The organism is Rhizobium rhododendri, assembly GCF_007000325.2.
Lineage (GTDB): Bacteria > Pseudomonadota > Alphaproteobacteria > Rhizobiales > Rhizobiaceae > Rhizobium > Rhizobium rhododendri.
Genome location: NZ_CP117267.1, coordinates 3,174,892 through 3,200,936, shown reverse-complemented (window position 1 = coordinate 3,200,936; position 26,045 = coordinate 3,174,892). Strand labels below are relative to the sequence as shown.

At 61.5% G+C, this 26,045-nt stretch carries 20 protein-coding genes and 1 pseudogene; 6 read left to right on the top strand and 15 right to left on the bottom strand.

The window, feature by feature from the left end; all coding sequences use genetic code 11:
- Positions 1-66: 66 nt before the first annotated feature.
- Positions 67-1,455, bottom strand: a complete 1,389-nt coding sequence (locus PR018_RS15500; protein WP_224127847.1) for an MFS transporter — start codon at positions 1,453-1,455, stop codon at positions 67-69.
- A 238-nt stretch (positions 1,456-1,693) separates the two neighbouring features.
- A complete protein-coding gene (locus PR018_RS15495; RefSeq protein ID WP_142824845.1) occupies positions 1,694-6,472 on the bottom strand; it encodes an NAD-glutamate dehydrogenase in 4,779 nt (1,592 codons plus the stop codon).
- Positions 6,473-6,627: 155 nt separating this feature from the next.
- Here PR018_RS15495 and PR018_RS15490 point away from each other — a divergent pair, with 155 nt between their 5' ends.
- The 4 genes from PR018_RS15490 to PR018_RS15475 all read left to right on the top strand — a co-directional run bounded on the left by PR018_RS15490 (position 6,628) and on the right by PR018_RS15475 (position 10,373).
- A complete protein-coding gene (locus PR018_RS15490; protein ID WP_142824503.1) occupies positions 6,628-6,948 on the top strand; it encodes a low molecular weight protein tyrosine phosphatase family protein in 321 nt (106 codons plus the stop codon).
- Positions 6,949-7,105: 157 nt separating this feature from the next.
- Positions 7,106-7,981: a pyridoxal kinase PdxY gene (gene pdxY / locus PR018_RS15485; protein ID WP_142824504.1), complete on the top strand. Its 876-nt coding sequence runs from the start codon at positions 7,106-7,108 to the stop codon at positions 7,979-7,981.
- 68 nt (positions 7,982-8,049) lie between these two features.
- The gene (locus PR018_RS15480) at positions 8,050-8,691 is read left to right on the top strand and encodes a carbonic anhydrase (RefSeq protein ID WP_142824505.1); all 642 of its coding nucleotides are present in this window, start codon (positions 8,050-8,052) and stop codon (positions 8,689-8,691) included.
- A 101-nt stretch (positions 8,692-8,792) separates the two neighbouring features.
- Positions 8,793-10,373, top strand: a complete 1,581-nt coding sequence (locus PR018_RS15475) for a GGDEF domain-containing protein (RefSeq protein ID WP_142824506.1) — start codon at positions 8,793-8,795, stop codon at positions 10,371-10,373.
- 120 nt (positions 10,374-10,493) lie between these two features.
- Here PR018_RS15475 and PR018_RS15470 read toward each other — a convergent pair whose 3' ends face one another.
- The 4 genes from PR018_RS15470 to acs form a co-directional block, all read right to left on the bottom strand.
- Positions 10,494-11,312, bottom strand: coding sequence for a lytic murein transglycosylase (locus tag PR018_RS15470; RefSeq protein WP_142824507.1), 819 nt, complete (start codon positions 11,310-11,312; stop codon positions 10,494-10,496).
- Between the two features lie 184 nt (positions 11,313-11,496).
- Positions 11,497-12,531, bottom strand: a complete 1,035-nt coding sequence (locus PR018_RS15465; protein WP_111222096.1) for an aspartate-semialdehyde dehydrogenase — start codon at positions 12,529-12,531, stop codon at positions 11,497-11,499.
- Between the two features lie 832 nt (positions 12,532-13,363).
- Positions 13,364-13,579 carry a CsbD family protein gene (locus PR018_RS15460; protein ID WP_142824508.1) on the bottom strand — a complete coding sequence of 72 codons (216 nt, stop codon included), beginning with the start codon at positions 13,577-13,579 and terminating at the stop codon, positions 13,364-13,366.
- 93 nt (positions 13,580-13,672) lie between these two features.
- Positions 13,673-15,631 (bottom strand): acetate--CoA ligase, encoded by a 1,959-nt coding sequence (gene acs, locus PR018_RS15455; RefSeq protein WP_142824509.1) that lies wholly within the window; start codon positions 15,629-15,631, stop codon positions 13,673-13,675.
- Between the two features lie 232 nt (positions 15,632-15,863).
- Between acs and PR018_RS15450 the strand changes: the two genes are divergently transcribed.
- On the top strand, positions 15,864-16,562 hold the full coding sequence (locus tag PR018_RS15450; protein WP_111222093.1) for a DUF1013 domain-containing protein: 699 nt from the start codon (positions 15,864-15,866) through the stop codon (positions 16,560-16,562).
- Positions 16,563-16,658: 96 nt separating this feature from the next.
- Here the strand turns inward: PR018_RS15450 and PR018_RS15445 are convergent, their stop codons facing one another.
- From PR018_RS15445 to rsfS, 6 genes and pseudogenes are all read right to left on the bottom strand, one after another.
- A complete protein-coding gene (locus tag PR018_RS15445; RefSeq protein WP_142824510.1) occupies positions 16,659-17,201 on the bottom strand; it encodes an RNA pyrophosphohydrolase in 543 nt (180 codons plus the stop codon).
- A gap of 12 nt (positions 17,202-17,213) precedes the next feature.
- On the bottom strand, positions 17,214-18,407 hold the full coding sequence (locus PR018_RS15440) for a divergent polysaccharide deacetylase family protein (protein ID WP_142828749.1): 1,194 nt from the start codon (positions 18,405-18,407) through the stop codon (positions 17,214-17,216).
- Positions 18,408-18,518: 111 nt separating this feature from the next.
- Positions 18,519-19,841, bottom strand: a complete 1,323-nt coding sequence (locus PR018_RS15435; protein WP_142828751.1) for a S41 family peptidase — start codon at positions 19,839-19,841, stop codon at positions 18,519-18,521.
- Complete coding sequence (locus PR018_RS15430) at positions 19,831-21,282, bottom strand: murein hydrolase activator EnvC family protein (protein WP_374108287.1); 1,452 nt, start codon at positions 21,280-21,282, stop codon at positions 19,831-19,833. The genes PR018_RS15435 and PR018_RS15430 overlap by 11 nt, the downstream gene beginning before the upstream one ends.
- Before the next feature lie 151 nt (positions 21,283-21,433).
- Entirely contained in the window at positions 21,434-21,916 is a 483-nt protein-coding gene (rlmH, locus tag PR018_RS15425; protein ID WP_142824514.1) for a 23S rRNA (pseudouridine(1915)-N(3))-methyltransferase RlmH, read from the bottom strand.
- Positions 21,917-22,024: 108 nt separating this feature from the next.
- Positions 22,025-22,467: pseudogene (gene rsfS, locus PR018_RS15420) on the bottom strand (ribosome silencing factor).
- A 253-nt stretch (positions 22,468-22,720) separates the two neighbouring features.
- Here rsfS and PR018_RS15415 point away from each other — a divergent pair.
- Positions 22,721-23,098 (top strand): winged helix-turn-helix domain-containing protein, encoded by a 378-nt coding sequence (locus tag PR018_RS15415; protein WP_142824515.1) that lies wholly within the window; start codon positions 22,721-22,723, stop codon positions 23,096-23,098.
- 9 nt (positions 23,099-23,107) lie between these two features.
- On the opposite strand, the gene modC is transcribed toward PR018_RS15415, so the two are convergent.
- From modC to modA, 3 genes are read right to left on the bottom strand one after another with little or no spacing between them, the layout of a single operon-like run.
- Positions 23,108-24,184 carry a molybdenum ABC transporter ATP-binding protein gene (gene modC / locus PR018_RS15410; protein WP_142824516.1) on the bottom strand — a complete coding sequence of 359 codons (1,077 nt, stop codon included), beginning with the start codon at positions 24,182-24,184 and terminating at the stop codon, positions 23,108-23,110.
- Positions 24,184-24,882 carry a molybdate ABC transporter permease subunit gene (gene modB / locus PR018_RS15405; protein WP_142824517.1) on the bottom strand — a complete coding sequence of 233 codons (699 nt, stop codon included), beginning with the start codon at positions 24,880-24,882 and terminating at the stop codon, positions 24,184-24,186. Before modB ends, modC begins: the two co-directional genes overlap by 1 nt.
- 52 nt (positions 24,883-24,934) lie before the next feature.
- The gene (gene modA, locus PR018_RS15400; protein WP_142828755.1) at positions 24,935-25,726 is read right to left on the bottom strand and encodes a molybdate ABC transporter substrate-binding protein; all 792 of its coding nucleotides are present in this window, start codon (positions 25,724-25,726) and stop codon (positions 24,935-24,937) included.
- Positions 25,727-26,045 lie beyond the last annotated feature (319 nt).

Sequence of the window (26,045 nt, the reverse complement as noted above, 5' to 3'; positions counted from 1 at the left end):
GCACGTAGCGGATATCCGATCTGTAAATTTGTATATCCCGGCCAGCTTTCGCTGCGCCGGGATTTCTTATTCCCGTGCGTCGGCTGGGTATGGGGTGGGTAGTAGCAATAGCAGACCGCCGGCCAGAAAAAGGATCAGCGTCGCCATGCCGAGCCGGGCCGAGCCGGAAAAGCTGGTGACGATGGAAAACATCAGGGTTGCCATGAAGCTGGTGGCGCGACCTGACAGCGCGTAGATGCCGAAATAGCGGCCGGATTCCTCGAGGCTGACGCTGCGCGCCAGGTAGGAGCGCGACGAGGCCTGCACCGGGCCGAAGGCGAGGCCGATCAGTAGCCCGTACATCACATAGGCTTTTTCCGCCGTCGTGCCGAATAGTCCGCCTGAATCGACTGTCGACAGCTTGATCAGGCCGAACAGCGTAAAGCCGGGACCCGTGGAGATGAAGCCGATGGTGGCGATCAGCAGCATGACCAGCCCGATGACGACCATGGTCTTCGACCCCAGCCGCGCATCGAGCCGGCCGGCCACAAGACATCCGAAGATGGCGACGACGTTGAGGATGATGCCGAAAATGCCGATTTCGATGGTCGGCCAACCGAACATTCCGGCGGCAAAGGTCCCGCCGAGGATAACGACGCCGTTGACGCCGTCCTGGTATATCATGCGCGCGATCAGGAAGCGGCTGATGCCCGGCCGATGGCGTAGCGACTTCAGCGTCCTTGCCAGTTCGCCTATCCCCAGTCCGACGGCGGAGCGCATCGGAAGCCCGCGCGGCGCATCGGGCGTGAACAGGAACATCGGCAGGATGAAGATCAGGTACCACACGGCCGCAATCGGGCCGGTGATGCGCGCATCCTGGCCGAGAACGGCGTCGAGGCCGAACAGCGGCTTCAGTCCGAGGATGGTGCGCCCTGTCTCCGGATTACCCGCGAGTAGTGCGACAACTGTGATCAGTACGATCATGCCGCCGAGATAGCCGAGGCCCCAGGCGGTGTTCGACAGTTTTCCGACATCGTCCTTGCTGACAAGTCGCGGCATCATCGAATCGTTGAAGACGATGGAGAACTCGGCTGCAATGGAGGCGAGGATGATGAAGATGAACGGATAGATGATCGGCGAGCCAGGTGCTGCCCACCACAGGCAGAACATGCTGATAATCTGGATGACCGCAAAAAAGGCGATCCATGGTTTGCGGGCGCCGGACTGGTCGGCAATCGATCCGAGAATGGGCGATAGTACGGCGATAACGATCGAGCTGATCGTCGCCATGTTGCTCCACATCGCCTGGGCGCCGACCGGATCGGCCGTTAGCCGGGCGACGAAATAGGGGCCGAAGATGAAGGTGATGACCACCGTGAAAAAAGGCTGCGCCGCCCAGTCGAACAGCATCCACCCCCAGATACCGCGCGCCGGAACTCTCGCCGCCTGGGCATCGTCACGCTCTGCAATCGCCACAGCTATATCCCTGCTATTCCGCCAGCCTCCCGCCGGACCTTGTCATCCCGAAAGGCCCCGCGCAAGCAACCTGAGGCCGGTTTAGGCGCTCGCAAACGTGCTCGTTTGAGTAATCCGACGCCTCCGAATTCATGGGCGCATTGGGCAAACTTCCCTTGCCGCCAAGGTCATCGCACGGCGCAGCCGCGCCGTGACTGGATCTCTGTGACGAGCACAGAGATGAGGGAAGTCGTGGCAATCACCTCGGCAAATCGTGGGCGAGGTCGCCGAGCAGGCCGGCGGCGACGGTGATGCGGGCGAGATTTGCCTCGCCGCCTTCGCTAAGGCCCGCCAGTTCCTCGGCGATGCGGTTGATGCGGATGCGGTCGCTGGCGTGCCAGGCGGCAAGCGGCTGGCGGTCCTGGGGGTGGGCATTGAGCGCCGAGATGACGATGTCGCGACGCGCCGTGGCGATGCGGTCGAGGCTGCGGGCGAGCGCCAGGTTTTCGTAGTGATCGCCGGTGACAATGCGGCTGCCGGAAACCAGCAGGCGGCTGACCCGGAAGGTCTGCGACACCTCGAAGTAGGTTTCTGCGGCGCGCGCTAGCGCCTCGCCCGTCTGTTCGGCAATTTGCATGACATCGGGTACCAGCAGGAACGTACCGAGTGCGGCAATCTCGCCGGCAAGGCCTTCGGGCACGCCGGCCGCTGCGTAATCGTTGCGCCGGGCATCGATCTCGGCGGCAAATTCGGCCGGGATCCGGCTCGACAGTAAGGGCCGCAGCTTTTTCGCTGCCGCCTGCAGCCGGCCAACGGTCTCGCCGATCTCTGACTTGACCATGCTTGTCTTCAACAGCAGCCGGGTCAGCACGGTGTAGATCTGCCCGATGTCGCCGTAGAGCCGGTTCTGCACTTCGCCGCCGATCTTGCCGTCGAGCCCGTCGACGCTATCCCACAGCCGGTCGAGATCGAACCCGTCGCGGGCGAGCACGGCTGCCTTGACGACCTCGGAAGCGGCGGCCGCCGTTGCATCCATCATCGACACGACAAAAGCCGGACCGCCGCGATTGATCGCCTCGTTGGCAAGACTGGTAGCGACAATCTCGCGCCGAAGCCGGTGTCCGGCGATATCGGCTGCATGGCCGCGATGCATTTTCTGCGGGAAATAGCCGGTCAGCGTTGCGGCAAAATAGGGATCGTCCGGCAGGGCGCTCTCGAGCAGTGCATCGAACAGCACGATCTTGGCGTAAGAGAGCAGCACGCCGATTTCCGGTCGGGTGAGAGGCCGGTCGTTGGCGTAGCGCTCGGCGAAGGTCGCCTCATCCGGCAGCGTCTCGACCTTGCGGCTGAGCTTGCGGGCGGATTCAAGCACGCTGATGAAGCGGCCGAGCTCCAGGCCGTTGCCGGTTCCCTTACGCTCCGTCAGCGAAATAGCCAGCGATTGCAGATAGTTGTTACGCAACACTAGGGCTGCGACCTCTGAGGTCATCGATGCGAGGAGTTGGTCACGCCTGGCGCGTGTCAGGCGACCGTCCTGCATGGCGGAGGCAAGGGCGATTTTGATGTTGACCTCTACGTCGGACGTGTTGACGCCCGCAGAATTGTCGATGGCGTCGGAATTGCATCGGCCGCCCTTCAGGCAATAGGCAATGCGGCCCTTTTGCGTGACGCCGAGATTGGCGCCCTCGCCGATCACCCGCGCGCGGACCTCGTCGGCATTGATGCGGATCGGATCGTTGGCACGGTCGCCGACATCGGCGTCGGTTTCGGTCGGCGATTTCACATAGGTGCCGATACCGCCGAACCATAGCAGGTCGGCCTGGCATTTGAGGATGGCGGTAATGATTTCGAACGGCGTGGCAACCGTCCTGTCGAGCCCGATGGCAGCCGCGGCTTCCCTGGTGAGCGTCACAGACTTCGCCGAACGCGGAATGATCATGCCGCCCGCAGACAGCAGGCTCTTGTCGAAATCCTGCCAGCTGGAGCGCGGCAGGTCGAACAGGCGCTGGCGCTCGGCGAGCGTCGCGGCCATGTCGGGATCGGGGTCGATGACGATATCGCGGTGGTCGAAGGCGGCGATCAGCCGGATTTTCGGCGACAGCAGCATGCCGTTGCCGAACACGTCGCCCGACATGTCGCCGACGCCGACAACGCTGAACGGCGTCGTCTGGATGTCGATATCGAGTTCGCGGAAATGTCGCTTGACGGTCTCCCAGGCGCCGCGCGCGGTGATCCCCATCTTCTTGTGGTCGTAGCCGGCCGATCCGCCCGAGGCAAAGGCGTCGTCGAGCCAGAAGCCGGCCTCCTGCGCCAGACCGTTGGCGGTATCGGAGAATGTCGCGGTTCCCTTGTCGGCTGCAACGACGAAATAGGGATCGTCGCCGTCCAGCCGCAATGTATCCGGAGGCGGAATGATATCGGCGCCGGAGATATTGTCGGTGATCGAAAGCAGCGTGCGGATGTACGTCTTGTAGGCCTCCCGGCCGACATTGAAGATGGCATCGCGGCTGCCGCCGGCCGGCAATTGTTTCGGATAGAAGCCGCCCTTGGCACCGACAGGCACGATAACGGCGTTCTTCACCTGCTGCGCCTTGACGAGCCCGAGCACCTCGGTGCGGTAGTCTTCCGCCCGGTCGGACCAGCGCAGGCCGCCGCGGGCCACCTTGCCGAAGCGCAGATGCACGCCCTCCACCTCGACGCCGTAGACGAAGATCTCGCGGAAGGGCCGGGGTTCCGGCAATCCGTCAAGCTGCTTCGGGTCAAGCTTGATCGCGAACATCGCCTTTGGAGAACCGTCGGCACTGCGCTGGAAATAGTTGGTGCGCAGCGTCGCGTCGACGGCGTTGACATAGCGCCGCAAAATGCGGTCGTCATCGAGGCTCGGCACGGAGGCGAGGTCGGTTTCGATCGCTGCATGCAGGGTCGCCAAGCGTTTCAGGCGCGGCTTTTCCTCCAGCGTCGGGTCGAGCGAATCGTGAAACAGCCGGACGATGCTGGCCGCAATGGCAGGATATTTGTCGAGTGTCGTGGCGATATAGTCCTGCGAATAGGCGATGCCGGCCTGGCGCAGATAGCGAGCGTAGGCGCGCAGGATATTGGCGGTTCGCGCGGTGAGGTCGGCCGAGACGATAAGCCGGTTGAAAACATCATTGTCGATGCTGCCTTCGAAAGCCGCGAGAAAGGCTTCCTCGAGGGCTGCGCCGTGGCGCTTGAGATCGAAGGCGACGCCGTCGCGCGCCTCCAGCTCCATGTCGTGCAACACCACATCGCCGCTGATCCCGGACCCCTCGACGTGGATGTCGAAGGTGCGTTCGCTGAGCACATTGAAGCCCAGGTTTTCAAGCAGCGGTACGCGACGCGACAGGGCAAGGTTGCCCTCGCCGTGGAAGATTTTTAGCGACAGCACGTCGGTGTCGCCGAAGGAGCGCCTGTAGAAGCCGATGCGGATCGGCGCATCGCCGGCGCAGGCCATGATGGCCGGCAGGTCGGCCGCGGTCTCTTCCGGGGAAAAGGCCTCCTGGAACGCCTGGCTGACGGTGAGGCCGGGCGCTGCCGGGCCGGCCAGCGCCTCCAGCCGGTCGATCCAGCGGGCAGCGATTGCCCGGACGGCATCTTCCAGCACGGCTTGCGCAATATGCGGCGTGCGACCGATGGTGCGGCCGATGATGAAATGCACGCGCGCCACGCCGCCTTCCGGAAAGGCCGGATAATAGGCCGAAACGCGGCCGTCATAGACGGTCCGCAGATAGGCGCCGATCTTTTCGCGGACGACCGAATCGTACTCTTCGCGCGGCACATAGACGATGACGGACACGAAGCGGTCGAAATGGTCGATGCGCGGCAGGACCCTCACTCGAGGCCGGTCGGCGAGGTCGTTGATCTGCTCGCAGAAGGTGGCGAGCAGGCTCGTGTCGATCTGGAAGAGATCGTCGCGGGGATAGGATTCCAGCGTGTTCTGCAGCATGCGGCCGGAATGGCTGGTCGGATCGAAGCCGAAATGGTCCGTGACCTTCTGGGCCTTGGCCCGCAGCAGCGGAATGTCCGACAGTTCGGCGGTGTAGGCAATCGAGGTGAACAACCCGACGATGCGCAGTTCGCCGACGACATTGCCCTTCTCGTCGAAACGTTTGACGCCGACATAATCCATGTAGGCGCGGCGATGTACCAGCGACTTGACGTTGGCCTTGGTGACGATGAGGAAATCCGGGCCATCGAGGAACGCCAGGATTTCTGGCGTCGTGGTCACGGCATCGCTCCCCTGGCGCAGCACGCGGACGTCCGGATTGGCGAGAATGCCAAGGCCCGTGCCACGGTCCCGCTCGACGGTCGCTTGCTTGCCCTTGCCGGAATAGACGTAGTCACGCATGCCGAGGAAGGTGAAATTGTCGTCCCGAAGCCAGGACAGGAAGGCCAGTGCCTCGTCGCGCTCTGCCGCACGGCGCCCAGCGGCATGTGCGCTGAGTTCGTCGATGACAGTGTCGAGCCGCGCCAGCATCGGCTGCCAGTCGCCCACCGAGAGATGTGTCTGCTCCAGTACCGTCCTGACGCGGACGATGAGGGCATCTGCCTGCTCCGCCGTCAACGGCGCCAAGTGCAGCTGGATATGGCTGACGCGCTGGCCGGGATCGCCGGCCTGCGCCGCCTTCAGGGCCGGCGTGCCGTCCGGCTGCAGCGACAGGATCGGGTGCACGGCCATCGCCACGTCGCGGTAGGTGCTGGTGACTTCGCCCATCACCGATTCGTAGAGAAACGGCATGTTGCGGTCGGTGATCGACAGCACCGAGACAGCAACGCCGCCGGGTGCGACTCCCTCTATCGGCGCAACGGTGATACGGGCCTCGCCGGACCAGCGGCCGAGTTCGTCTGCGGTGTGAATGGCGGTCAGTGCCAGCATTTCGGCGCTGTAGCGGGCCATGTCGTCGTTGCTGGCCTGCCCGAACAGGATTTTCGGATCGAGGTAGGTCTTGCCCGACGCTTCGGCCGCCTTGACCGCCGCCTCGATCAGCTTTTCCCGCTTGGGGTTCATTCTGGCCATGATTGCACTCTCCCGACGCATCCTGCTCCCAAGCAGACTTCAGAAGCGATAGAGATGCAACCGCAAAAGATTATGACGGGGTGGTAAGATCGAACCGCGTTTTGGCTTCACCGGCGCTACGGTCACCGCGTTCGATTTAATTACACAGAGATCTCGACATGCAAAACATCCTCTTCGTCTGCAGTCAAAACAAGCTTCGCAGTCCGACGGCCGAGCAGGTATTTGCCGGCAGGCGTGACATCGAGGTTATGTCGGCTGGCACAAACAACGATGCCGAAAATCCTCTGTCGACGGAGTTGGTCGAATGGGCAGACATCATCTTCGCGATGGAGAAAATCCATCGATCCAAGATACAGCGCCGATACCGATCCGTGCTGAAGGGCAAGCGGATCATCTGCCTCGACATTCCGGACGACTACACCTTCATGGACCAAAGGCTCATCGCACTTTTGCAGGCCAGGGTGCAGCGCTACTTGTAACGTTCCAGGCGGCGCAGGCCCGGACCTCCCGAGTGGCCGACGCGACCGTGATTTTGGCGCGGTCTGCCAGGCAACGTCAATCTTCGTTGACAGGCAACCGCGAACGCCTCATCAAACATTCCGTAAACACGGCCAGCCATCACCGAAAGTCATCACCATGTCGGACACAGCAGAGGGCGCGGTCCTTGTCATTTCCAGCCACGTGGTGCGGGGCTCGGTGGGTAACCGCGCTGCCGTCTTTGCGCTGGAGACGCTGGGGCATCCCGTCTGGGCGCTGCCAACCATTGTTTTGCCATGGCACCCCGGCCATGGAAGATCGACACGGCTGACATTTCCTGAAGCCGATTTCGACCTTGCCATCGATGACCTGCTGGCGGCACCCTGGCTTCCGGAGGTCAAGGCCGTGCTGTCCGGCTACTTCGCCAATGCCGCCCAGGCACATTCGGTCGCCCGGCTGATCACGGCGATGCGCGAAAAGACGCCGGACCTGTTCTATGCCTGCGATCCCGTCATCGGCGATCTCGGCGGGCTCTACGTGCCGCAGCCGACGGCGGAAGCCATCCGCGACCATCTCTTGCCCCTCGCCTCGCTGGCAACGCCGAACCGCTACGAGCTTGCCTGGCTTTCCGGTGCGCCGCTCGACGACAACAATGCCGTGATGGAAGCAGCCCTGGCGCTCGGTCCGTCGCGCATGCTCGTGACTTCGGCGGTGCCGATGATGGCCGGCGGCACCGGCAATCTCTATCTCAGCGGTCGCAACGCGCTGCTGGCCGAACACCGGGCAATCGACAACGCCCCGAACGGTCTCGGCGACCTGCTGGCGGCACTGTTCCTGTCGCGGCTGATGTCCGGCATGGAAGAGGAGCGGGCGCTGCAGCTGGCAACAGCCAGCGTCTACGAGGTGCTCGCCCGTGCCGTGAAGCGCGGCAGTGACGAACTGACGCTGGCGGCCGACGCGGCCAGCCTGTCGACACCGATGGCCATGGTGCAGATGCGCCACCTCATGCATCCGGCCCACCGTCGCAAGCGCTAGCGGCGGTGACACAAATTTTTAACATCTCGACTGTTGATCTCGGCGTCTCGCCGCGCTAATCGGGATGCATGCACACTTTTCCTTCTTTCCTGATCGACGGCTACAACAGCTTCATGGGCGGGCGCTACGTTGACGAGCGCGAGCGCTATCGCAGCCTTGCGGAGCAGGGCCAAAGCCCCTCGACAATGGTGATTGCCTGTTCCGATTCGCGGGCAGCCCCGGAAACAATTTTCGATGCCGGTCCCGGCGAGATGTTCGTCATCCGCAACGTCGCAAACATCGTGCCGCCCTATGAGCCGGATGGCAATTTCCATGCGACATCGGCAGCACTCGAGTTTGCCGTGCAGGCGCTGAAGATCAAGAACATCGTCGTCATGGGCCACGGTCGCTGCGGCGGTATCCGTGCTGCCCTCGACCCGAGCTCCGAGCCGCTTTCTCCCGGTGATTTCATCGGTCGCTGGATGTCGCTGGTTTCCACTGCGGCCGAGCAGATCCAGAACAACGACATGATGACCCAGGGCGAGCGTCAGACGGCACTCGAGCGCGTTTCCATTCGCAATTCGATCGCCAATCTGCGCAGCTTCCCGGATATCCGCGAACTCGAAAAAGAGGGCCAGTTGCAGCTTCACGGCGCATGGTTCGACATCTCGACGGGCGAATTGTGGGTCATGGACGGCGAAACCGGCGACTTCATCCGTCCCGGCGCTTGATACCCCCCCTATTTACGTGGTCACTTTTCAAGCGATATCTGTTAATATCGCTATGAGTGCATCCGCTGGCAGGAAATGGATGGACCCGTAAAGGCGCATCCATGCAATTCCAGACCATCAAGAAAACAGTCCTTGCTGCGATCCTCCTGCCGTTTGCTTTCATGATGGCGGCCGGACTTCTGCTGATCGCGTCGTCCTTCGAGCAGTACCGGACGCTGGAGGCAGACCGGCTGGTAGCCGAAATGCTGGCGCACGGCGGCGCCATTGCCTCGACGGAAATTCCGGCCGAAATGGTGGCAACGCAGGCCTTCCTGCTCGATAGAAATCCCGACACCGCAGCAGCAATGCGCAGCACAAGGGATGCCGTCGACAGCGCCCGCAGGCACTTCTTTGCGCGACTGCCCTCAGCGGACAAATTTTCCGGTGGCATCAATGGCCAGCTGTCACGGCTGCGCTTCGGTTACAGCCGGATCGTCGGCCTCAGGTCGGCCATCGACGACGGGCGCTACGGCCGCCATGCCAATGTCGGCTATATGTACCGGCAGGCAGCACTTCGCCAGCTGGGCCTTGGCGACAGCCTCTCAGCCCTGATCCACGATCCATTGCTGCTGCGCAAGTCGAATGAGCTGATGAGCATCCTTCTGACCTATCACGGCGAGCTCGTGGTCAACAATATCGGCAGCCATTACCTCGAACAGATCGGTTTTTCCGCCATGTCGCGCGAGCAGCTGCTGCAAGGCGACGTGACACGGCGCCTGGGTACGGACCGGTTGCGCTTTCACACCTCTTCGCCGGTCATACGCGGCATCATCGACTTCCTCAACCAGCCGGGCGAAAAGCGCGCCGATGTTTATTCGCAGGCGATCCTCTCCGGCGTCCTGCGACCGACGCCGGAGCTGCGCAACCTCTGGACGGTGGCTGAGGAGGGACGGCTGGCGTTCCTGCGGCAGAACATCCTCTCCGTGACGCAAAATCTCCAGGATACCGGCGACGAACTATCGCGGCGTGCCCACTATCATTTGCTGGCAGTGGTAGGTCTGGCACTCATCCTGTCGCTGTTGGCGGCCATCGTCGGCGGTCTCGCGGTCAAGGGGATGCGTCTGCTCGACCGGCTGACCCGCGAGCGTGAGGAACTGGTGACCGAACTGCGCAGCGCCTCGCAGACGGACCTGCTGACAGGCCTCTACAATCGCCGTGGCTTCGAGGCTGCTGCAGAGGCGCTGCTTGGCAAGGATCGCGCCCGTCCGGTTGCTGTCGTGCTTTTCGATCTCGATCATTTCAAGAAGATCAACGACCAGCATGGCCACGATGTGGGAGACGATGTGCTGCGGCAGGTGGCCGCCATTGCCAAGCGCAATTTTCGCGGCGTCGACCTGCTGGTGCGCCACGGCGGCGAAGAGTTTCCAGCCCTGCTGCCCGACACCAGCAAGGATGAAGCTGCATCGGTTGCCGAGCGGATGCGGCGCGCGGTGCAGGACGCCCGCATTCCGCTGCCCGACGGCGGCGTCGTCGATGTCACCGCCAGCTTTGGCTGCGCTGCCCGGACCTATTCGGCGCACGGCGATCATTTCGAGGACCTGATCAAGAAAGCCGACATGGCGCTCTACGCAGCTAAGGCCAGCGGCCGGAACTACGTCGCCACCTCAGGCATCGTCGAGAGACGCCGTAGCAGCCCGGCCTAACGCCGTCGCGCGCATATGCGGCTTACATAAAAGCTGCAGGACATCCTGCGTTTCTGTGAAACGCGAAAATAAAAAAGGCCCCGGTTTCCCGGAGCCCACCATTCACACGAAGTATGAAGCTTACTTTCCGTCGATCTGCTTACCGATATAGGCGATCGACTGCTGATAGACGACGGCAGCATTCCAGCCGGCAATGGCATTGAAATTCGGTTCGCCGGGCTGGTAGCCCTCGCCTGGACGCCAGCCGTGGCCGCGCAGGAAGTTGGCAGTCGAGGCGAGCGCATCGGCCTTCGAGCCGACCATGTCGATCCGGCCATTGCCGTCGCCGTCAACGCCGAAATTGACGACATTGCGTGGCAGAAACTGCGTCTGGCCGATTTCGCCATGGGCTGCGCCACGTGCCGACGGGCTGAGATAGCCTTCGCCAACCAGTTTCAGCGCTGCATAAAGCTGATCGGTGAAATAGTCGCTGCGGCGGCAATCGTAGGACAGCGTCGAGACGGCGGACATCGTGTGCTCATTGCCCATATAGCTGCCAAAGCCTGTTTCCATGCCCCAGATTGCGATCAGGGGACCGGCCGGCACGCCGTATTTGCGCTCGATGTTGGCAAACAATGCGGCGTTCGCCTGCTTCATGCCGCGGCCACGATTGATGACCGTCTGGCCGCCGCGCTTCTTCATGAACTCTTCGAACGACAGCTTGAAGCTCTTCTGGCCACGGTCGGCACGGATCGTCGGCTGGTTGTAGTGGACATCGGCAAAGGCGCGGTCGAGAACCTGGGGGCTGATGCCCTTGGCTGCCGCTTCCTGCTTGAACTCACCGACCCAGGCCGGAAATCCGGCTGCCGTGTTGCCGCACTGCGCAGCCTCGGCTGCCACCGGCGCCGTTATCATGAGCACGGCTGCGAGCGCCGCCCAACCAGACTTCTTCATGCGCATTCCTCGTCCCTGTGTTTCGACATCCGCGCCGGCCCCGCCAACGTCCGATGTCCTTTTGATCCGTCCAAAACCATCCCTCGGGCGTGGACGCTGCCGCCCGACCTCCGGTATCCGTGAAAAACCCCGCCGTTCGCAAGCGAACCGCAGGGTTATATAGGCTAGACCTTTATAAAAAGTAGTCCTCTCAGGCGGCCTGCTTGCGGGGCTTGATGAGCCCGCGATTGATCAACAGCTCGGCGATCTGGATGGCGTTCAGGGCGGCACCCTTGCGAAGGTTGTCGGAGACGACCCAGATGTTGAGGCCATTCTCGACGGTCGCGTCCTCACGGATGCGCGAGATATAGGTCGCGTCCTCGCCGGCCGATTCGTATGGCGTCATGTAGCCGCCGTCCTCGTGCTTGTCGATGACGATGCAGCCGGGCGCTTCGCGCAGGATGTCGCGCGCCTGATCGGCGCTAATTTCGTTCTCGAACTCGATATTGACTGATTCCGAGTGGCCGATGAAGACCGGAACGCGCACGGCCGTGCAGGTCACCCTGATCTTCGGATCGAGGATCTTCTTGGTTTCGGCCAGCACCTTCCACTCTTCCTTCGTGTAGCCGTCTTCCATGAACACATCGATGTGCGGGATTACGTTGAAGGCGATGCGCTTTGGAAACTTCTTGTTGGCCATCGGATCGGCAACGAAGACAGCGCGTGTCTGGTTGAACAGTTCGTCCATGCCATCCTTGCCGGCGCCCGACACCGACTGGTAGGTCGATACGACGATGCGCTTGATCTTGGCAAAATCATGCAGCGGCTTCAGGGCGACGACAAGCTGTGCAGTCGAGCAATTGGGATTGGCAATGATGTTGCGGCGGGTGAACATGTCGATAGCGTCGGCATTCACTTCCGGCACGATCAGCGGCACGTCCTGATCGTAGCGCCAGGCCGACGAATTATCGATGACGACGCAGCCCTGCGCACCGATCTTCGGCGACCACTTCTTAGAGATTTCGCCGCCGGCCGACATCAGGCAGATGTCGGTATCGGCAAAATTGTAGTTTTCGAGGTTCTGGACCTTCAGCGTCCGGTCGCCGAACGACACTTCCGTTCCCTGGCTGCGGGCCGAGGCCAGCGCCACGACTTCGTCGGCGGGAAAGCCGCGTTCGGAGAGGATGTTGAGCATTTCACGACCGACATTGCCGGTAGCGCCTGCGATTGCGACTTTGAAACCCATTTTATGCTCTCTTTCTCATCTCTCCGCTATCCGGTGAGGGGGAGCCGCGATCAGCGGTTCCCTGTCCCCAGCCGAGCCGGGGAGAGAGCGGCAGGCCAGGAAACGTCAGACGGTTTTCGTCGTGGTTTTGGCCTTGGTGTTGGAAGATATCGGAAAACGGCTATGCGACCCGGCAGGGGCTGCCAGGCGGTCGCAGTCGCGGATCTGTTCGAAACGAACCATGGACCGTCTTCCTATTCCGTCGCAGGTAATAAAATGTTTTGCGAAAGAGTCAAGAGTCCAGCCGTGAAAGAGGTCAATGCCCACCAAGCTGCATAAGATGCTGACGCAACGGATTTCCTGCATCGTACTGCAATAGTTGCACGCTCGTTAGCGCGGCGGGTCGCATAAATAATGTAATGGTTTTTCTTCTTGCATTTCCATCGTCAAATCTCAGAGATGAGCCGCGCCGACCTATGGAATGCTAATCGCCAGTATTGGTGGCGAAGTAAACGTTGTCAGTCGCCGAGTATAGCGACTTCCGTAATCAGGCGTTGACGAGGTGGAACATCAGGCCGAGAGCAACAGCAGCAACGCTCATGAATACGATGGCTGTGAAGCAAGAGGACTTGAGCTGGTTTACATCATAATCGGTCATTGTGATCTTCCTTGTTTTCCTGCCTATACAATGCGCCAGTGCAGAAAAGGTTGCATGGCGAGGTTGACATATCTGCCGGTTTATAGAAGGGGCCTGCTTCGACCATGCTCAGGCAGTCACGACACTTCCGCTCCGAATGCAAAAAGGACGGAGATGCGATCCCCGTCCTTTTAAAATTCTGTGTCTCTAGAAAGCTCAGAGCTTCTTGTTGGCGTAGTCCGAAGCTGCTGCGGCGCCGTCCTTGACGGTGTCCTTGGCGTCGCCAAGTGCCTGCTGGCCTTCGCCCTTTATTTCCTGCAGCTTGCCCTCAGCCTGCAGCTTTTCGTTGCCGACAAGCTTGCCAACGCCCTGCTTGACGTTGCCGACGGCTTCATTGGCGAGACCCGAGGCCTTGTCTGATGTGCTACCCATGTGACTTCTCCTTTGAACTTCTAATCAGCTAACGAACTGGTACAGGATTGGTTCCGCCAGCGTCCGGAAGCGCAAGAGGTAAGACCACTGTCGTCAGGCTGCCTCTGCCTTGTTCTGGCGGTTGGCGATGAGGTCGTCGACGACGGCGGGATCGGCAAGGGTGGAGGTATCTCCCAGCGCCGCGAAATCGTCCTCGGCGATCTTGCGCAGGATACGGCGCATGATCTTTCCCGAGCGCGTTTTCGGAAGGCCCGGCGAGAACTGGATCTTGTCTGGCGTGGCGATTGGGCCGATCTCGGTCCGCACATGCTTGATGAGCTCGGCCCTCAGCGCATCGGTGCCTTCGTGGCCGGACATCAGCGTCACGTAGCAGTAGATCCCCTGCCCCTTGATTGCATGAGGGTAACCGACGACAGCGGCTTCCGAGATAAGGTTGTGCGACACCAGCGCCGATTCGACCTCCGCCGTTCCAAGCCGGTGGCCGGAGACGTTGAGTACGTCGTCCACACGGCCGGTTATCCAATAATAGCCATCGGCGTCGCGCCGGCAGCCGTCGCCGGTGAAGTATTTGCCCTTGTAGGTAGAGAAATAGGCCTCGATGAAACGCTTGTGGTCACCATAGAGCGTGCGCATCTGGCCGGGCCAGCTGTCGGCGATGCAGAGATTACCGTCTGCGGCACCCTCGAGCACCCTGCCCTCGGCATCGACCAGCTCGGGAATGACTCCGAAGAACGGCTTGGTGGCCGAGCCCGGTTTCAGATCCGTAGCGCCGGGCAGCGGCGTGATCATGTGTCCGCCGGTCTCGGTCTGCCACCAGGTGTCGACCACCGGACATCTGCCATCGCCGACGACATTGTAATACCAGTTCCAGGCTTCCGGGTTGATGGGTTCGCCGACTGTGCCGAGCAGCCTCAGGCTGGCGCGTGAGGCGCGAGTAACGAACTCGTCGCCTGCCCCCATCAGCGAGCGGATTGCGGTTGGCGCAGTGTAGAAAATGTTGACCTTGTGCTTGTCGACGATCTCCCAGAAACGGCCCTGGTCGGGGAAATTGGGCACGCCCTCGAACATGACAGATGTCGCGCCGTTGGCGAGTGGACCGTAGACGATATAGGAATGGCCTGTGACCCAGCCAACATCGGCGGTGCACCAGTAAATATCGCCGTCATGGTAATCGAAGGTGTATTCGTGCGTCATGGCCGCATAGACGAGGTAGCCGCCCGTCGTGTGCAGTACGCCCTTCGGCTTGCCGGTCGAGCCCGAGGTGTAGAGGATGAACAACGGGTCCTCGGCCTTCATCTTCGCAGGCGGGCAATCCGCCGTCACGGCGGCCATTTCCTGGTGGTACCAGAGGTCGCGGCCGGGCGCCCAGCCGGTCTTACCGCCGGTGCGGCGCACGACCAGCACCTTGTCGACCATGACCTGCTGGCGGGCGGCGATGTGGATTGCCGTATCGGTGTTGTCCTTCAGCGGCACTGGCTTGCCGGCGCGTACGCCCTCGTCGGAAGTGATGATGAACGTCGATTGGCAATCGACGATTCTGCCTGCCAGCGCGTCCGGCGAAAAGCCGCCGAAGACGACGGAGTGCACGGCGCCTATGCGGGCGCAGGCGAGCATCGCATAGGCGGTTTCCGGGATCATCGGCATGTAGATGGTGACGCGGTCGCCCTTCTTGACGCCGTGCTTCTTCAGCACGTTGGCAAGCCGGCAAACCTGATCGTAGAGTTCGTTATAGGTGATCTTCTTGTCGATGTAAGGATTGTCGCCCTCCCAGATGAAGGCAACTTGGTTGCCGCGCTTTTCGAGATGGCGATCGATGCAGTTATAGGCAACGTTGGTCAGCCCGTCCTCGAACCACTTGATCGACACCTTGCCGGTGAACGATGTGTTCTTGACCTTGGTGTAGGGCTTGAACCAATCGATGCGCTTGCCGTGCTCGCCCCAGAAGGCGTCGGGATCGGCGATGCTGTCTGCGTACCAGGTCTCGTATTTTTCCTTGGTGATCAGCGCATTCTGCCTGGCCGGCTTTGTGACCGGATAAATTTTTTCAGACATGATTCCTCCTCGAAATGTCCGGCTAGGCCCGCGTTTTTTCACAAAAACTGCGGTCTTTGTCCCCACAGATAGCACCTTAAGATACGGCGTCCATTGGACAAAGAGCATTTCATCCGCAAAGAATTGCAATTATGCGGCACTGAGGATATACAGGGCGTCATTTCCCGGACATCAGTGGTGAAAACACCCACGGACCGCGACCCCGGCGCGGACGGACAGAAGGACTATACCCATGGCTCAACAACTGCTTATGCCGAAAGCTACGGCCATCTGGCTTGTCGACAACACCGCCTTGTCGTTCGAACAGATCGCGCAGTTTTGCAAGCTTCACCCGCTGGAAGTCAAAGCCATTGCCGATGGCGAAGCCTCGCAGGGCATCAAGGGCCTCGACCCGATTTCCACCGGCCAGCTGTCGCGCGAGGAAATCGCCCGCGCCGAAGGCAAGCCGGATTACAAGCTGAAGCTTTCCGAACCGAAAGTGCGCGTTCCGGAATCCAAGCGTCGCGGCCCGCGTTATACGCCGGTGTCGAAGCGCCAGGACCGCCCCAATGCGATCCTCTGGCTGGTGCGCAATCACCCGGAACTGAAGGACGCGCAGATCTCGCGCCTGGTCGGCACCACCAAGTCGACGATCGAGCAGATCCGTGACCGCACCCACTGGAATTCGACCAACCTTGCGCCAATGGATCCGGTGACGCTCGGTCTATGCAGCCAGATCGACCTCGACATGGAAGTCGAGAAGGCTGCCAAGGGCCGTCCGCTGCCGACAGCTGCCGAACTCGGCGCAACCCTGCAGCCGTCGCAGGAAACCGAAAAGCTGCCATTCTCCTACGAGCGCGAAGAAAAGGAAAAGGCGATCGACGCCGATGCCGTCTTCGCCAAGCTCAAGTCCCTTCGCGCCCCGAAGGACGAGGACGAAGACCAGTACTGAGGTCTTATCGATGTTTGCATGTATCAGACCCCGGCTTTTGCCGGGGTCTGGCGTTATAGGGTAGAGCTATACCGATTGTGCTTCAGGCAACGTCGATCAGTCGCTGCTCTTGCCAAGTGTGGCCAGATGGCGGAATTCGGCAACGACGCGCTCGTAGACGCCACGCTTGAAGGTGACGATCAGTTCCGGCAATTCCTCCATAGGCTTCCATTCCCACTGGTCGAATTCCGGCTCGTGGCCGCCGGGTGGCGGGTTGATGGCGATCTCGCTTTCGTCGCCATCGAAGCGGAAGGCGAACCAGCGCTGTGTCTGGCCGCGAAACCTCCCCCTCAGGCCGATGCCGATCAGTTCGGGTGGCAGATCGTAGTTGATCCAGTCGCTGGCTTCGGCAAGCAGGGTGACGGTTTTCATCCCCGTCTCCTCGTAGAGTTCGCGATAGGCCGCTTCCAGCGGATCTTCGCCCTCGTCGATGCCGCCTTGCGGCATCTGCCAGAGATTTTCCGAGCCATCATATTCGGAATTGCCGATGGGAATGCGCCGGCCGGCCCAGACGAGGCCCTCGGCGTTGAGGATCATCACCCCGACGCAGGGGCGATAAGGCAGGTCCTCGGCTTTTACGGGATTAGGATTCTTGCTCATCATATCCTCCGGTCAGGGATGTTTCGGATCGTTGGCGAGCGCCGAGACGGAAACGATCTCGATGCCGCGCGTTGCGGCATTCTCGCTCCAGGCGGAAATTGCGTCGACACTTTCGTCGAATGCGGATGCGACGCCGATTGCCGAGCCGTTGCGGCGGGCGATACGCTCAAGCTCGTCCAGTTTCCGGGTGATCGCGTCGCCATTCAGTTCGCTGTCCAGCTGGATGTCGGCAAAAGCATGCGGCACGGCGAGCGCCTTGGCGATCGTGCCGGATTTCGATTGCGCAGATGAGCCATCGTCAAGGAATAGCAGGCCGCGTTTGCCGACATCGCGCAGAACCGGTTCAAAAGCGGTCGGGTTCGACAGAAAGCGGCCGCCGAGATAATTCATGATGCCGGTGTAATTGGTGATTTCAGCCATCGCCTTGTGCAGGTTTTCGACGTTTTTCGCCGCTGGCTGCGATGTCAACAACGTATCGGCACCGGGGTTGTTGGCCGGATAATCGAAGGGCTCCAGCGGTACCTGCAGCAGGATTTCGTGGCCGCTGCGACGGGCGTCCTGCATCCAGCGCTGCAGGCTGTTGCCGCTGGCCGCAAAGGCAAGGGTTACTTCCTCCGGCAGCTGCTTTATGGCCCGCTGCGTACCGGTCTGGCTGAGGCCGAGGCCGCCAACGACGATGGCGATGCGCGTGCCGTGGGCGCCGGACCAGGGCCGCGCATATTGATCCATCGGCCGCAGGCCGGCGGGAGAGGTGATGGGGAGCCGGCCGAACGGTGAGTTTTCCAGCAACGCATCATTGGGCGTTGCCGCCATGCGGGGATCCTGGCCGATCTGGTTGGCCCTGACGAGGACCGGCCCTGAGCCGTCCCGCGGCTTTGGCGTGTAGGTTGTCACAACAGAACCGTCGCCGGTGAGGTTGCGCTCGACGTTGGCGCCGGATTGCGGGTCTGCCTGCGGCATGCCCGTCGACACGGCTGCCGCATCCTCCGACGGCGTATCCCCGGTTTCAGCCGGTGGCGGTGCCTTGGCGGCGGTTTCGACGGGGGGAGATTTTTGGAAGGGATCGCGGATCAGCGCGGAGTAGAGGGAGAAGCCGGCGATTGCGATCAGGCAGAGGGCTGCCAGCATACGGCCCACCGGCGGCAGGCGCCTATTGCGGCGAGGCGGGCGGTTCTGTCCCAGCGGTGCGTGTAGGTCCGTTCCCAATTTCCTTGTCCGCCCCACATCGGAAATCGTCGTTCCGCGTCGTGAAGGCGCCGGGTCTGTTTCCAGCCCGGCGCCATTTTCTGTCTTGGCGACGTCCTACTATACGACGTCTTACTTGGCGACTACAGCCTTGTCCGGATTTGGCGGGAAGGCGGGGTCTTTCTTGACGCCACGTAGCAGGTCGAGCGCGTAGTTCAGCTGAACGTCGTCCTTGACCTCCGGTGGCACATAGGCTTCCGAGCCCGATCCTTCGTCGGTTTCAGACTGGCCCTTGATGTGACCGCGCAGGGTGGATTCGCCTTCGGAGACCATCTTGCCCTTGAGATCGTCCGGCAGCGGCTCGTCGACCTTGATGTCAGGCGTGATGCCGGTGCCCTGGATCGAGCGGCCCGATGGCGTGTAATAGAGCGCCGTGGTCAGGCGCAAGGCACCGTTCTCACCGAGCGGGATGATCGTCTGGACCGACCCCTTGCCGAAGGAGCGCGTGCCGAGGATCGTGGCACGGCGCAGGTCTTGCAGGGCGCCTGCAACGATTTCCGATGCGGAGGCGGAGCCGCCATTGATCAGCACGATGATCGGCTTGCCGTCTGTCAGATCGCCCGGACCGGCGTTGTAGCGGCGGGTTTCGTCCGGGTTACGGCCGCGGGTCGAGACCACTTCGCCACGCTCCAGGACGTCGTCGCAGACGTTGATCGCCTGGTCGAGCAAGCCGCCCGGGTTGAGGCGCAGGTCGAGGACATAGCCCTTGAGCTTGTCGGCTGGCACGGTCTGCTTGATCTTCTGGATGGCAGCTTCGAGATCCGGTGTGGTCTTCTCGGTAAACTGCAGGATCCGGATGTAGCCGACATCGTTTTCGACATGCGAGCGGACGGCGGCGACCGGGATGATGTCGCGGACAATCGTCAGTTCGATCGGCTTATCGACACCGACGCGCTGCAGTGTCAGCTTGATCGGCGTCTTGACCTCGCCGCGCATCTTCAGCACGGCATCTTCGAGTTTCAGGCCCTTTACAGGCGATCCGTCGATTGCGGTGATGAAGTCGCCAGCCTTGACGCCGGCCTTGTCGGCGGGGGTATTCTCGATCGTGGAGCCGACCTTGATCTGGTCCTTCTCCATCGTTACCTCGATGCCGAGACCGCCAAACTCACCCTTGGTCTGGGTGCGCATGTCCTGGGCATCCTTGGCATTCATGTAGCTCGAATGCGGATCGAGCGAGGCAAGCATGCCATTGATGGCCGCCTCGATGAGCTTGTCTTCCTGGGGAGGCGTAACGTATTGCGCCCGAACCCTCTCGAAGACATCGCCGAATACCGACAATTCCTTATACGTGGAACCGCTCGCAGCTTCCGCCGGGACTCCCGCTGAGTAAATGACGCCCATGGCGGTCGCACCCATCAATGCGCCGATGACGACAAGAGAAGCCCTACGAATCATTGCGTGCCTTTCCAGTATCCTTTGCGGTCCACCAGGGTTGGGAATCAACCGGTTTTCCGTCTTTTCTCAATTCAATGTAAAGCGTTGGCTTGTTTGTTTCCAGCGCCAATGCTGTCGCACTTGCCACTCTTTTCTCGCCCATCACCGCAACCGGTTCTCCGGCGAAAACAAATTTTCCCTGGCGCGTCTTGATGGCGTCCATTCCGGACAGAACCATGTGGAAGCCGTCGCCGGTATCGAGGATGATCATCTGGCCGTAGCTGCGGAAAGCGCCGGCATACACCACCAGGCCATCGGCGGGCGCCGTGACGAGCGCGCCGGGGCCGGTTGCGAGCGTCATGCCAGCGGCCGTGTGTCCCGTTCCGTCGTCGTCTCCAAAGTGCCGAAGAATATCACCGGCCACAGGCAGCTCGAGCTTCTGCTTTAGGTCTGAAAATCGATATGCGGGGGCAATGCGGTTTTTATCGGGCACCCCGCTTTCGGCCAGGGCCTTGGCTTCGGCACGCTGCTCGTCGGTCATCATTTGCCGGCGTTGTTCTTCCTCGCGGGCAGCCGTTGCCGCGCTGCGCACCGAGCCGATCTGGCTTTCGAGAGAGGCTACAAGGCCTTCCAGGCTGGTTGCCTTACCTGCCAGTTGCTCGGCACGCTTGCGCTCGTCCTCTATCTGAGCGGCGCTTTCCCTGCTCTGCCGGTCGTTCTCGGCGATCAGCAGATCCATACGCCGCTCTTCCTCCAGACTGGACGTGAGCGTTGCGGAAAGGTTTGCCTTTTCCTTGGCCGTGGAGGCTTCCAGCGTCGACAGTTCGCCGAGGTCTGCAAGCAGCTTTTCAGTCGCTTTGCGCATGCCGGGCACCACGGCGCCGAGCAGGATGGCGCTTCGCACCGAATTGAGGGCGTCGTCGGGGCTGACGAGCAGGGCCGGAGGCGGGTCGCGGCCCATGCGCTCCAGCGCTGCCAAAACCTCGGCCAGGAGACCGCGCCGTTCGTGAAGCGAGCGACGGACGCCGCCCTCCTTGACCTTCAGATCGGTCAGCGCCCTTTCGCTGTCTTCGATCTTGCGATCCATCGTCTTGCGGCGCGATGCCGAATCGATCAGCGCCTGGCGCAGGCTGGCATTGCTCTTGTCGAGCGCCGCTACACTTTCCTGAAGCTGCTTCTGCTTTTCGGCAGAGAGGGTGATCGTCTTCGACAGGCTATCGAGTTCGGCTCGTGTCTGGTCGCGTTTTTCGGCAAGGTCGGCTGCCGGATCGGGCGCCGGCGGGTTTGCGGTGGCTGTATCGGGGGCGGTTTGCTGGTCCGGTGGCAACCGCGACGACGTCGGATCGGCAGCGCCATCCTCGGCGCGCGCCTGATATCCCTGGATCACCGGAGCTGCCGCGAGCATTACGGCTGCACACAAAAAGGCCGCACGGGTACCTGCCGCGAGAGGCGGCGGGAGCAGACGCGGCAGAGGGGCGGCGGATCGTTTCATCGCGGATGGCTTAGGATTTCTCTATCGCGCAAGGCGTAAGCTGATTTGCCGCCGATGGCCAAGACATATCGCCAGTTCGGTGACGAAATCAAAACACGGCTGTGTGAGCGATCCGCCACTTTCAGACGCGATGGTAGGGGTGGCCGGAGAGAATGGTGACCGCCCTGTAGAGCTGTTCGGCAATAAGAATCCGCACAAGCTGGTGTGGCCAGGTCATCTTGCCGAGACAGATCGTGCTGTCTGCCCTGTCGTAGAGCGAAGGATCGAGGCCATCCGCGCCGCCGATGGCGATCGTCAGGTCGCGCTTGCCCTGGTCCCGGTACTGGCCAAGGAGCGCAGCAAATGCCTCGCTGTCCATCGCTTTGCCGCGCTCGTCGAGCAGCATGAGGATACTGGCGTCCGGCAGCGATTTCAGCAGCATGGCCGCCTCCTCGCGCTTGCGCGTTTCGCCGTTCGAGGCACGACTTTCCGCGACTTCGGTGACGCGCGAGAAATCCAGCCCGATGGCTGGGCCCGTCTTGGCGAACCGGTCGAAATAGCGGGCCGCGAGATCCTTCTCCGGGCCGGTCTTCAGCCGGCCAACGGCAAACAATCCAATCCGCATGTTCACTCCAGAGACGATGGCCAGCACGGCCGCACATATTTCTTAGCCGCGCGACAGATGCCGTTGCGGCCAGTCAAACCTGCGCAGCAGCCGGGGAAACCGGATCTGCTAGTGTATCGTGCCCTCGTCGAGATCCGGCGCGGCCCACATCTTTTCGATGTTGTAGAACTCGCGGATTTCCGGACGGAAGACGTGGACGATGATGTCACCAGTGTCGATCAGAACCCAGTCGCCTGCGTCGAGACCTTCGACGCGCGGGTTGCCGAGACCTTCGCCCTTGATATCGGACGTGAGGTGATCGGAGATCGCCAGGACATGGCGGTTTGAGCGCCCGGAGACCACAACCATGTAGTCGCCCAGCGCGGATTTGCCCGCAATGTTGATGGTGACGATGTCTTCAGCTTTGGAGTCCTCAAGGCTGTTGAGGACGGCTTGCAGGGCGCGGGCGGCGGCATCAACGCCACGTTCCGGGCTCTTCGGGGCAACGGCTAGCGTTCGTCCCTTGGCGTGTACTGTTGTCAGTGCTTTTCCTTTCAGGAGTAACAGAACATGCACGCGATTGATTCGAACTGTCGTTCAAATCAGTTCTCAAGATAGGCATCAAAGCACTAAGGTTTCAAGACGCGTGCAGCTCGGCATCGGCGGTCGGGGCTCAGTTTCTCGGCCAGCGATGCGTTTTCGGCACCGATCTGCGAATTTTTGCCCGTCGGCCTTCCCATTGGCCCATATCGATGCCTCGGGTACGGCCGTATACAGCCAAGAGTGCTGCGCGTATAGGGAAACAACGCTCAAAAGCTGCGGGCCATGACCAGACATTCCAACGACACGATAGACGCCATCCTGCGCATCCGTTTCACGGGACAGGATCGGCTTGGCCGGGGCAAGATGGAGCTGCTTGAGCACATCCGCAGGACGGGCTCGATTTCGGCGGCGGGGCGAGCCATGGATATGTCCTACCGCCGCGCATGGCTTCTGGTCAGCGACCTCAACCGCATGTTCGACGTGCCCTCGGTCGAATCGCAGCGGGGCGGCCAGAAGGGTGGCGGTGCGGTGCTGACACCCTTCGGCGAGGCGCTGCTCGAGCGGTTCCGGGCGATGGAGCGGGCGGTCGCCCTCGTTCTCGCCGACGATCTGCTGTGGCTGCAGGAGCACTACCGTCCGCAGGGGTTGCCGGAAGCGTGATAACACCGGTCATCCGTTTTGCAGGGCGACTGTCTTGATGACTGCAAAAACGGTCATGCCCACTGCCAAGCGCAGTCTTTCGCCTGACAGCTGGGTAATCCGCGACAGGATCGGGTCGCCGCCACAGTTGAGGCGGACTTCCAGCGCACCGTTGGCGACCACGCCGATCCAGGTGATCGTTCCTTCGAGAATATTGAGCGCGCTGAGGCCTTCCGGGCGCACGGTCGCCAGCATCACATCGCGGGCGGGGACGTGGATCCGCACCATCCTGCCGACCGGAAATCCTGTCCCCGGCACCTGCAGTTTCGCGGTCTTCAGGGCGACGGTCGATAGGAGATGGGTCTGCGAGATGCTGTCGATGCGGCCTTCCAGCAGCACGCCGGCCTCGCGGCGCTCGGCGCCCTCCGCCGTCGATGGCAGGCTCAAAACCTCGACGGCGCTGCCGACCGCTTCCACATGGCCGTCGCGCAAAAGGACGACGCGGCTTGCGAGCCTCGCGACCTCTGCAATCGCGTGGCTGACATAGACGATCGGGATTTTCGTCTCGTCGCGCAGCCGTTCAAGATAGGGCAGGATCTCTGCCTTGCGCTCCTCGTCGAGTGCCGCCAGCGGCTCGTCCATCAGCAACAGGCGCGGGTTGGAGAGCAGGGCACGGCCGATTGCCACCCGCTGCTTTTCGCCGCCCGACAGCTTGCCGGGTCGGCGCTCCAGAAGCGGGCCGAGCCCGAGTAGATCGACGACGCTGTCGAAATCGTCGCGGTCGGTCGTTTTCGGCGCGAACCAGCGGCCATAGCCGAGGTTGTGGCGAACCGACAGATGCGGAAACAGCCGTGCCTCCTGAAAGACGTAGCCGAAACGGCGGCGATGGCGGGGCACGAAGATATTTTGGTCCGTGTCCGTCAGCACCCTGCCATCGAGCGCAACGTGGCCGTGGTCGGGGTGGATCAGCCCGGCAATGCTGCGGATGAGCGAGGTCTTCCCAGAGCCGGAGCGGCCGAACAGGGCCGTAACCCCGCCCTCTGCGGTAAAGGCAGCGTCCAGCGCAAAAGCGCCGAGCCTGTGGCGGATGTTCACCGTCAGCGTCATCAGACGTCCACCCTGCGGCCGACCCAACGGGCAAGAAACTCGGACGCCAGCAGTGCGGTCATGGAAATCAGCACCGCGACGACGGTGAGCCTCAGCGCGCCCGCATCGCCGCCGGGGAGCTGAGTGAAGGTATAGATTGCCGACGAAAGCGTCTGGGTTTCGCCAGGAATGTTGGAGACGAAGGTGATGGTGGCGCCGAATTCCCCCATCGCCTTGGCAAATGAGAGGATCATGCCGGCAATGATACCGGGGAGCGTGAGCGGCAAGGTGACGGTGAGGAATATCCACACAGGACTGGCACCCAGCGTTCCTGCAGCCTCCTCCAGCTTGCGGTCGACGGCTTCCAGCGACAGCCGGATGCTGCGTACCATCAGGGGGAACCCCATGATTCCGCAGGCGAGCGCGGCACCGGTCCATCTAAAAGAAAAGACGATGCCGAAATGGTTGTCGAGGAAGGCGCCGATGACGCCGCGGCGACCGAACAGGATCAGCAGCAGAAAACCGGTGACGACCGGCGGCAGGATCAGCGGCATATGGATGATGCCGTTCAGCAGCGATTTTCCAAAGAACCGGCCGCGAGCGAGAAGCAGCGCTGCGGCGACCCCGAATGGCAGGCTCACCAGCATGGCCACGCTAGCGACGCGCAGGCTAAGCAGAATCGCCGTCCACTCGTCACTGCTTAAATGCCATCCCTCCAAAACCGCTCTCTTTCCCTGTTGGTCCGCCGGTCATGCAGCAGGCAGGCGATGTTCAGTTCAGGATGGTGAAACCTTCGTGCTCGAAGAAAGGCTCCGCCTTGGACGACTTGAGGAAGTCGTAATAGGCATCGACATCCTTGTTCCTGCTGCTGGCAGTGATGGCGAGCGGATAGATGATGGGCGGGTGGCTGTCTGCTGGAAAAGTGCCGACGATGGCGACGCCCGGGTCGGAGGCGGCATCCGTCTGATAGACAATTCCGTAGGGGGCTTCGCCGCGCGATACCAGCGCCAGCGCAGCGCGCACGCTTTCGGCACCGGCAACCTTGCTTTCGACCGACGGCCAGATCCCCAGTTTTTCGAGGGCTGCCTTGCCGTATTTACCGGCTGGCACGGAATCGACCTGGCCCATCGCCAGGCGACCGTCGCCGAGGAGGGCGGAGAAATCCATGCCGGCCTTGATCTCAACCGGCTTCGCTTTGTCGCGGGGGGCAACGAGCACGATCTGGTTGCCCAATAGGTTTACCTGCGTATCCGGCTTCAGCAGGTTCTTGTTGCCGAGGTATGCCATCCAGTCGGTGTCGGCCGAAATGAAGATATCTGCAGGTGCGCCGCTCTCGATCTGCTTTGCCAGCGCCGAACTCGCGGCATAGGACACGGTGATCTGCTTGCCGCTCTGGGCGGTGTAAGCGGCGTTTGCGCTGTCGAGGGCGTTCTTCATGCTGGCGGCAGCGAACACGGTTATTTTTTCCGCCGCTGCCGAGGGAGAGACGCCGGTGGTCAATCCGAGCCAGCCGGCGACAATGGCTACAGCGGCAAGTTTCATCCAGGAACGGCGGGTCGGCATGGTAATCTCCAAATTGGCGAAGTATTTTCAGGAATATATCGCTTCGCGCGATTTGACCAGCGTCGGTTTCGTCAACACGATTAATCGACAATGATTTCAGAGATTTCGCCGATTGCTATTCCCTACTGACTTGGTCGATTTCGCATGGCTCTGTAGGCCCCTGTGACATCCATCGGGCTGCAACATGGCGCCCCAGCGTCTTTTGGGGGCAGGGCGTCGTCAACAGCGTAGGTGGTCGGTGTGATCTCGCGCGAAAGCTTACGAAAGATTTAATTTTGTGCATTTGCACTTTTCTGTCATTTGTAAAATGCATGGCTGC

What these genes read in the sequence shown, in the direction of transcription:
- rlmH (WP_142824514.1), bottom strand. Translation starts at nt 21,916, where the DNA reads ATGCGGATTGGATTGTTTGCCGTTGGCCGGCTGAAGACCGGCCCGGAG.
- acs (WP_142824509.1), bottom strand. Translation starts at nt 15,631, where the DNA reads ATGTCTGAAAAAATTTATCCGGTCACAAAGCCGGCCAGGCAGAATGCG.
- PR018_RS15480 (WP_142824505.1), top strand. Translation starts at nt 8,050, where the DNA reads ATGCACACTTTTCCTTCTTTCCTGATCGACGGCTACAACAGCTTCATG.
- PR018_RS15435 (WP_142828751.1), bottom strand. Translation starts at nt 19,841, where the DNA reads ATGATTCGTAGGGCTTCTCTTGTCGTCATCGGCGCATTGATGGGTGCG.
- pdxY (WP_142824504.1), top strand. Translation starts at nt 7,106, where the DNA reads ATGTCGGACACAGCAGAGGGCGCGGTCCTTGTCATTTCCAGCCACGTG.
- PR018_RS15465 (WP_111222096.1), bottom strand. Translation starts at nt 12,531, where the DNA reads ATGGGTTTCAAAGTCGCAATCGCAGGCGCTACCGGCAATGTCGGTCGT.
- PR018_RS15445 (WP_142824510.1), bottom strand. Translation starts at nt 17,201, where the DNA reads ATGAGCAAGAATCCTAATCCCGTAAAAGCCGAGGACCTGCCTTATCGC.
- PR018_RS15450 (WP_111222093.1), top strand. Translation starts at nt 15,864, where the DNA reads ATGGCTCAACAACTGCTTATGCCGAAAGCTACGGCCATCTGGCTTGTC.
- PR018_RS15460 (WP_142824508.1), bottom strand. Translation starts at nt 13,579, where the DNA reads ATGGGTAGCACATCAGACAAGGCCTCGGGTCTCGCCAATGAAGCCGTC.
- PR018_RS15475 (WP_142824506.1), top strand. Translation starts at nt 8,793, where the DNA reads ATGCAATTCCAGACCATCAAGAAAACAGTCCTTGCTGCGATCCTCCTG.
- PR018_RS15490 (WP_142824503.1), top strand. Translation starts at nt 6,628, where the DNA reads ATGCAAAACATCCTCTTCGTCTGCAGTCAAAACAAGCTTCGCAGTCCG.
- PR018_RS15470 (WP_142824507.1), bottom strand. Translation starts at nt 11,312, where the DNA reads ATGCGCATGAAGAAGTCTGGTTGGGCGGCGCTCGCAGCCGTGCTCATG.
- modC (WP_142824516.1), bottom strand. Translation starts at nt 24,184, where the DNA reads ATGACGCTGACGGTGAACATCCGCCACAGGCTCGGCGCTTTTGCGCTG.
- PR018_RS15415 (WP_142824515.1), top strand. Translation starts at nt 22,721, where the DNA reads ATGACCAGACATTCCAACGACACGATAGACGCCATCCTGCGCATCCGT.
- modA (WP_142828755.1), bottom strand. Translation starts at nt 25,726, where the DNA reads ATGCCGACCCGCCGTTCCTGGATGAAACTTGCCGCTGTAGCCATTGTC.